Origin of the sequence: Metabacillus sp. FJAT-52054 (assembly GCF_037201815.1) — a bacterium.
In the GTDB taxonomy this organism is placed as follows: domain Bacteria; phylum Bacillota; class Bacilli; order Bacillales; family Bacillaceae; genus Metabacillus_B; species Metabacillus_B sediminis.
In genome coordinates this window covers 1-7,365 of the sequence record NZ_CP147409.1, presented here as the reverse complement: position 1 = coordinate 7,365, position 7,365 = coordinate 1, and the positions used below count along the sequence as shown (strand labels likewise).

The following is a 7,365-nucleotide window of genomic DNA, read 5'->3' as shown; positions in this document are numbered from 1 at the left end:
AGGGGAACTAATGGATGTATGTCCAAGTACAGTCGGTAAATTAGAACGTGGTGATTTAAAGTTCTCTTCAAGATATGAAAAGAAGCTACGCCTAGCCATTAAACGATTAAGAGTGTCAGGCGTTGAGTTAATAAACATTCGCAAGATGTTAGAAATGAAAGAAAGCAAAGGTTATCGATCTTAACCAACACAATAAAGAAATGAGGAAATAAAACTATGACAAACTTTAACCCTGATTTTATTCGTGCGTTAGCACATGGAGACGCTGAAGCACATGAACAAGTAAACAAATTACCATTGATTGAACGTATGTCTATCGGAAATGCTGTTGACCAGCTGCGACGTGACGAAAACATTGTTCCTATGTCTAGTGGGATGAGTATCTATGAACAAACAAAGAGTGATTACATTGACGATGACGCTGTTAGTGAAGCCATGCAAAGACGTATGGACATTGAAAAGCAAAATAGAGAGTTCCAAGAACAAGCACGAGAAAAGATGATCGCTGAACAAACTCGATTAGCTATGGAACGTGCTAGAAGTGGACTTAAACGAAATGACAGATTACCACGATAAACTTATAAAGGGGATTGAACATGTTAAATCATCTATTCTATGGAATGCGAGACATTAAAAATATCTATGAAAATACAGACGTTAAGGAAAACGTCACTAGTGAGGCCATTAAATTAAATGGCTTTGTCTGTGCTGTACGTGTAGACGTTGAAGGGCTTAATAACGATACTACGTTAGCTATTAAATTTGAAGAATCACAAGATGGAGTAACTTTTAATGAGATTGGTACTTTTCCTATTACCGAAACACCTCATGGAGTTATGTTCGTTAAGAATAAGGACTATGTACGCTATCAACTTATTGTAGGGGGTACTTCCCCTAGCTTACAAGTGAAGCTTAGTTTCTAAATAACTTGTCCCTGTTGGCATAACTGCTGACAGGGCTTTTTTATGTTAATCAAAAGGAGATATAGATAATGGCTTACTACGATAAAGAAGAACAAGAAACAGTTATTGTTTATGAACCAGGAACTAATCTATGGAACATTCACACAACCGTTCCAAAGCATATTAAAAGGTTAAAAAAAGACTATATAGCGTCAATTTCCCAAGAGGAAATAGACGGAGAAGGTAAAACCATTGGGTTACGTTTGAAAATCAAGAAACTGCCCTCTAGCTTCATTTTTAACAAATAAAAAGGCAGGGCTATTATAAGCCTTGCCACCTTTTTATTAGTTCTCGTCATCCCAAAACTTATTGTGAAGGTCTTTAATGTCCTCTAAAGATTCATTGCCTCCAAAGTGCTTCTTTGATAGTTCCGCTAACAGCTTAATGCGTTCTCCATTCTCCATATTCTCGATTGCTTTTAATACTTCATTTGCTGTCATTTTTGGCACAGCTGCGTCTTTATTTTTATCAGCGTATTCGTCTAGTATTTCCGTTTGTTTCTCTACTCGTTTAATAAGGTCACGTATTGTTTTTCCTTGTGCTTCTACGTTACCCAAAATTCTCTCAGTTAGCTTATGCATATCGTCATTCAAGTTACTCATACTCTGCCCCCTAAAATGTTTCAAAATCACACCGCAAAAATTTGTGAAGCCCTTTCTACATTCCATTTTACCAAAAACCTTAACCACCCTTCACTGTAGATCGCCCTACAGCGAATTTATCTTTTCGTTCTCGACCCTAGTCCTTACTAATTTCGTTAAAATGCAAATCTCAGCATTGAAGTTGTTCCTAGAAAGATTTTAGAAGCGGTGCATATATTTTGCAGGCACTAGACGACCCCTATATACACCCCCTGCCCCCTGAGGGTGGGCTTCGCCCTGTCTGACAGTCCTAATGGTATCAGCAAAGCCCCTATACATTCCCTAGCGTATTCAATGTATTCTTCATTCTTCTCTATTGTTTACTTCATTGTTTCTTTTCCCTTTGCCTTGTCATTCGTTCGTTCTTCATTCTTCTGCTTGTTCTTCCTGTGGTTCTCGTGGCGGTCATGGCCACCACACGTGGTCACAGCTGTAGCCATGCTGGTAGGCGTTGGTGTCCATGCTGTTCTTCTCACTGTCTGTCAGCGGGTATCTAGGTGTATACGTGGACGCCTTAGCCACTACCACTTTTGATTGTGACTTATGATCGGTGGCGAACCCTTATAGCTGCGTTGCCGATGTTAGCCAATCAGAACTGTTGGTTTTTGATAGTTTTAATATAATAAAAAGACCTCACTGTTATTAGTGAGATCTCTCTTTATTATTTAATTTCAGTTAGGTTAATTACACCCTCAGGGTACTCCCAAAGTTCTCCTTTAACATCCCACTGATGCTTACACTCTGGACACGTCACTTCTGCTGTAAATTCATATTGGTTTTCTGTTCCCATATTACGTTCGTCTGAAGAAACGTGTTCTAAATCCTCAATTAAAATTGTTGCTTCAAATTCTTCTTCACACTCAGGGCATGTAGCAGCATAAGAATATTTAATAGGTGTTTGGATTGACATAGGATCTACCCCTCTCATTTTTTAACAGAACATTAGTATTATAGCACTAATCACATAGACCCTATAATAATATGACTTACCTAGCACAAGTGTCAAAACTTAAAGGTATTGACACCGTTTTTAAGGTGCTGTATTATCAAGGTATCAAAAGGTGTCAAAACATAGTGTCATAAATACTATAAAAAAATGGGGTCATACATAATGAAAATAGGATATGCAAGGGTTAGTACAGCAAATCAAGATTTAGAAGGACAAATTAAAACACTAGAAAAAGAGGGCTGCGACAAAATCTATTCTGAGAAGTTTACAGGAACGAAAGCAGACCGCCCCAAGTTCCAAGAGGTTCTTTCTATTCTTCAAGAGGGTAATACTTTAGTTGTTACTAAACTAGATCGCTTTGCACGTTCTACTACTGACGCAATAGAAACAGTAAAAAGGCTATTTCAAAAAGGTGTCAAAGTACACGTTCTTAACATGGGGCTTGTGGAAGATACGCCAACTGGACGCCTAATCTTTAACATTATGAGTTCCTTTGCAGAATTTGAAAGAGATATGATTGTAGAACGTACTCAGGAAGGTAAGGCTATCGCTAAACAGCGTGAAGATTTCAGAGAAGGCAGACCTAATAAGTACAGCAAGAAGCAACTAGAACACGCTTTAAAGCTATTAGAAACACATTCATATAAAGAAGTCGAGAACATGACAGGGATTAGTAAAAGTACATTGATACGGGCAAAGAAAAAGGCGACTAAATAAAGTCGTCTTTTCTGTTGACTAGTTTAATCAATGGATAAGATCAAGGCATAAGAATAGCGGTTGTGCATGGGGAAGAACAGAACAGGGCTTTAGGGCTTCATGTAGGATTTTAAACCGTTGGGGCTGTTAGGATTGTGCAAAGAAATAGTTTTGAGGGCGGTGTTTAATGGGGGCAGGCAAGCATAATTTTGACTAATCTACCTAACAGCTTACCAGCCCTTTAAATTACCTTTTTAAACGCCTCAGATTGCCATATAAGAAGTTTTAGAACAAGTCGTATAAAAGCCTAGGAAAGAGATTGATAGACGGTGTACACCTGCTGTGCCATTCCATAAAGGGAAATCAAAGTTTCTGAACCATCTTTAAATGCTGTAATTTTCTCCATTACAGTAGTAAACCTACTTTTTGCCTCTTCCTCATTGCTACTTTTCATAATGGCTAGAATCTCAACCATAATCTCAAAAATCTCTTCTTGTTTATCTTTATTTTCTTTTAATAACATAGACATTTCAGTTAGGATAGCAGTATTCTTTTCTATTCCTTGTAATGCTGATAGTACAGACTGTTTGTATTCATATTCTTCTGCTATTTTTTTAGCCTCATAGTCCTGAATACGTTCCATTTGTTTCATTTGATCATCAAAAAAAACTTTAGAACTTCTATCAAATTCGGCGAATTGTTGTGAAATCTTACTACTTAAATTAAGATCCTGAACTGCTTTTTTAAAAGCTTCACTTACTTCTGGAGTCTGATTAACACCCTTCTTTTCTGACATCTAATAAATCCTCCTTTTTAAAATAGAGTTTACTAGAGAATAACCTGATATTACAATAATTACCTTGTGATTAACAAAATTCAAAAAGCCTTATGTATCAAGGGTTTAAGCAATTTAATAATCACAAGGTAAGTCACAGGAGGGTGTGATTATTAAAACGCAGCTGTACTGTTTCTGTGACCCTATAAGGTTAATCAGCAGATTTGTGATTAATCGAAAACCCTACAGCCACAAGGGTTTCAGCCTCTCAATAAAAAACTTTGAAAAACAACCTGTATTAGGGGTTAATCCCACACACTATGTAATATAAGAACTTAATAAACTATCTATTGATAGCTATAAATAAATAATAACTTTTAAAATTACACTGAATGAACAGAGTGAATGAAGTGACTTAAGCAATGTTCTTTATTCAATACCAGTTATAAAAGACTGGTTAACGTTTTTCCGTGGTAGTAACTAAAAACTTAAATATCTCATTTCCAACCCCATTGGTCTTAATAGATCAGTGGGGTTCTTTTTTTATTTTAAAAGTACATTCCTGACATATTTACCTAATTGTTCATCTGTTAAATCTGCTTTAATTGCACCTCTAATAGAATCCAATATAGTTATTTGATCAGGAGAAACTTCCTGACCTTTTCTTAAGTTATTTAAACGTAGGTATTCTTTATGTTCAGTCTTAGCTATGTGTAGTGCCTCTTCTGCTGTAGTTATGTTTTTTCTTGCCCAATGTATCGCTATTTTTTCAACATAAGAAGCAGGAAGTTTCATATCAGTTCTTAGCAATACATAATACAATAAAACGTTTATTACAGGGTCAACCAATTTGTAATTCGTTCTAAGTTTAATAATTAAATTCAACTCGGCTTCAGCTAAAGCAATTCCGCCTGAAACAGAACTTAGGACTTCCTCAGGACTAGCAGATTTCAAAAAGTTCAATAATTCCTCTTCTGCATTTGGTTTAGTAGGATCACTCAAGATTTTTCATCCTTTCTTATAATTAAAGGCTAACTACCGCCCTTCACTTCGTTTCGGTTGCTGAACCCTTTCCGGTTAGTGCGTGTCTTTCGCTATCGCTACTGACCCACCCTAATCCTCAAGTGTCTACGTCCTCAACCCCCTCTAACATAATCAGCTATCTTAAATTAGTGTTCTTATTTCTCATAATCTACTTGCTTTTGTTTTTAGGGTTTGGCAACATCTTGAAGGCTAGTCGAGGACAACGGAAGGCATAGAACGACTACCTACACAGCTATAAAACAAGAATTATAGCGATGTAAGTAGTAGCCGTTCTATACTAGTTGGTCAACATCCGTCAGGAATTACTGAGGTGTCCGTAGTATATCCCTGTCAACGCTAGAATCTCTTCTAAACAAGCCTACTGTATCAAGTAGCCCTAACAGTTCAGGTTTAATTAAAAACCCTCTGTGGCTTGTCCTACGGCTTCGTAAAGCCCTACCCTTCCTTCGTTCAGCACTAATGTAGCTTTCACATTTCAGATAGTGGTGTAACAGGGAACACCGTTAATCTATCCTATCCCCATTTATTTGCGTTGGCTGGGTCATTACCTGACGATTTTATTTACCTGAGTTATCGGCAACCTCAGGGAAACGAACAACAAAAAAGCGATACCCCCTAACCTGTGTTTGTAGCTTACAAGTTAAAGAGATACCGCATTTTGTCTGTCCCTGTCTGATTATGTATAACGATTCCAAGTAATTACTAGTTGAAATATCGACTGAGTACAGGTAGAATAGGTGTATCAAATTAGTCCTGTGGCGACAGGGCTAACTATACTTAACTTAGTGGGCGAACACTAGGTTACAAGAAGTCATTCCGTTGTGAGGTGCGAACTCATAACATATGGAATGGCTTTTTATTTATCCGTTCTTCGTATTAAGTTACTATTATTCTAGTCTTACTTCCCTTGTAAATCAACAGAAATCTATTAAAAATCTCCTAAATTTAAACCGCTTACGAAATGTCGTAACATGCAGGTAAGATTTAAGCCACTTAAAAAGTGATACCTAATCATCCTACTTGTGACACATATAATTCGCCCTTTTTAAAGTTCTTGATCTTTCCACATTTAAGACATTGAACCATTCCAATTGGTTGCTTCTTTTTCCTAGCGGCAGCCACAAAAAATCCTATTCCAAAAGGAATACCAATAATCGTTATACAGCAAATAATGCCCATTCTTTTAGCTAACTTTACATAGTACATATTGTCTCGTAACTTTACATTTGGATTACCACACTTACTACAAGAAATGCCTTGTTTAAATTGATACTTAGCCACCTTACAACCTCCTAAAATATGGTTTTATTTATTATATCAGCTTTTAACCATTATGTATTTATCCTTTTCAATTTAGTAACGGCTTTAAAAAGAATGGTAGGAAAATCTGAACCAAAGGCGAATACTTTTAATGAGGTGAAGGCTATGAAAATCAAAGAAATACTTGAACTTACATTTACAGAACCATTGAACAAGATCGCAAAGGAACGGCTAACTATTGGCGAAAAGCCTACTCGTAATGCACTTAAAAAGGCTGGTTGCTATTCTTTAAGTGGCAAAAAAGGCTGGCACTTTGATGGTGATAAAAGCGTGTTGGAACAGTCTATTTATGACTTTTCAGAACCAAAAAAGATTAATAGAAAAGCTAAGGCGAACGTTTCTTCTAAAGAAGTTAAGAACGAAAAAACTAAAGAACAAAACAACAATAGTGCTAAAGAAGAAATAAAGAAAGGTTCGGAACAAATAGCACCAACAGTAGAAAAAGCCAAAGCGAACGTTTCTTCTAAAACACAAAAGAAGGAAACAACCAACGTTGGAACGTTAGAACCAACCAACGAAAGTTCAAACGTTGTTAGAAAACGGGCTTCGTTTGATCTAGACGTGGATCTCTTAAAGCAACTAAAGATACAAGCTGTTGTACAAGATAAAAACATATATGAAATGGTGGAAACAGCAATAAGAAAGTATCTTAATGAATTAAAATGACTTGTTTAAATGTCCTCTATAAACACTTACTGTTAAAGGGATATTAAAAGTACTAATGACTAAGAAAGTCAGTTAACACCCTGTATATGAATGGGGTTTTACAGACCATAAGGTAGGGAAGTCCTTAATGATTTCCTACGGTAAATACCTCCATATCTTTACTAAGCGTAGCGTTCGGTAGCTACGCTTTTTTCTATTCCTAAAAAGAAAGGGTGAATTAGTTGGAAAGTAATCGTGTTCCATACAACCAAGAAGTTGACCACCGATTTTTAAAACCTATTCGGTTGCTTCGTAATAAGACCCAAACACAAC

At 36.5% G+C, this 7,365-nt stretch carries 10 protein-coding genes and 1 pseudogene; 6 read left to right on the top strand and 5 right to left on the bottom strand.

Features of this window, described 5'->3' with window-relative positions; all coding sequences use genetic code 11:
- The 4 genes and pseudogenes from WCV65_RS21230 to WCV65_RS21215 all read left to right on the top strand — a co-directional run.
- A pseudogene (locus WCV65_RS21230) lies at positions 1 to 184 on the top strand (XRE family transcriptional regulator); the annotation flags it as partial.
- Between the two features lie 32 nt (positions 185 to 216).
- A complete protein-coding gene (locus WCV65_RS21225) occupies positions 217 to 576 on the top strand; it encodes a hypothetical protein (protein ID WP_338782490.1) in 360 nt (119 codons plus the stop codon).
- 20 nt (positions 577 to 596) lie between these two features.
- Positions 597 to 923: a hypothetical protein gene (locus tag WCV65_RS21220; RefSeq protein ID WP_338782488.1), complete on the top strand. Its 327-nt coding sequence runs from the start codon at positions 597 to 599 to the stop codon at positions 921 to 923.
- A gap of 68 nt (positions 924 to 991) precedes the next feature.
- A complete protein-coding gene (locus tag WCV65_RS21215) occupies positions 992 to 1,210 on the top strand; it encodes a hypothetical protein (RefSeq protein WP_338782486.1) in 219 nt (72 codons plus the stop codon).
- A gap of 36 nt (positions 1,211 to 1,246) precedes the next feature.
- On the opposite strand, the gene WCV65_RS21210 is transcribed toward WCV65_RS21215, so the two are convergent.
- Both WCV65_RS21210 and WCV65_RS21205 read right to left on the bottom strand, forming a co-directional pair.
- Positions 1,247 to 1,564: a hypothetical protein gene (locus WCV65_RS21210; protein ID WP_338782484.1), complete on the bottom strand. Its 318-nt coding sequence runs from the start codon at positions 1,562 to 1,564 to the stop codon at positions 1,247 to 1,249.
- Between the two features lie 700 nt (positions 1,565 to 2,264).
- The gene (locus WCV65_RS21205) at positions 2,265 to 2,513 is read right to left on the bottom strand and encodes a hypothetical protein (protein WP_338782481.1); all 249 of its coding nucleotides are present in this window, start codon (positions 2,511 to 2,513) and stop codon (positions 2,265 to 2,267) included.
- Positions 2,514 to 2,714: 201 nt separating this feature from the next.
- Between WCV65_RS21205 and WCV65_RS21200 the strand changes: the two genes are divergently transcribed.
- Positions 2,715 to 3,269: a recombinase family protein gene (locus WCV65_RS21200; protein ID WP_338782479.1), complete on the top strand. Its 555-nt coding sequence runs from the start codon at positions 2,715 to 2,717 to the stop codon at positions 3,267 to 3,269.
- Positions 3,270 to 3,555: 286 nt separating this feature from the next.
- On the opposite strand, the gene WCV65_RS21195 is transcribed toward WCV65_RS21200, so the two are convergent.
- The 3 genes from WCV65_RS21195 to WCV65_RS21185 form a co-directional block, all read right to left on the bottom strand.
- A complete protein-coding gene (locus WCV65_RS21195; protein WP_338782476.1) occupies positions 3,556 to 4,044 on the bottom strand; it encodes a hypothetical protein in 489 nt (162 codons plus the stop codon).
- A 522-nt stretch (positions 4,045 to 4,566) separates the two neighbouring features.
- Positions 4,567 to 5,025 (bottom strand): DnaD domain protein, encoded by a 459-nt coding sequence (locus WCV65_RS21190; RefSeq protein ID WP_338782474.1) that lies wholly within the window; start codon positions 5,023 to 5,025, stop codon positions 4,567 to 4,569.
- Between the two features lie 1,053 nt (positions 5,026 to 6,078).
- Positions 6,079 to 6,348: a hypothetical protein gene (locus WCV65_RS21185; protein WP_338782472.1), complete on the bottom strand. Its 270-nt coding sequence runs from the start codon at positions 6,346 to 6,348 to the stop codon at positions 6,079 to 6,081.
- Positions 6,349 to 6,492: 144 nt separating this feature from the next.
- On the opposite strand from WCV65_RS21185, the gene WCV65_RS21180 reads away from it, so the two are divergent.
- Positions 6,493 to 7,053 carry a hypothetical protein gene (locus WCV65_RS21180; protein WP_338782470.1) on the top strand — a complete coding sequence of 187 codons (561 nt, stop codon included), beginning with the start codon at positions 6,493 to 6,495 and terminating at the stop codon, positions 7,051 to 7,053.
- The last annotated feature ends 312 nt before the right edge of the window (positions 7,054 to 7,365 follow it).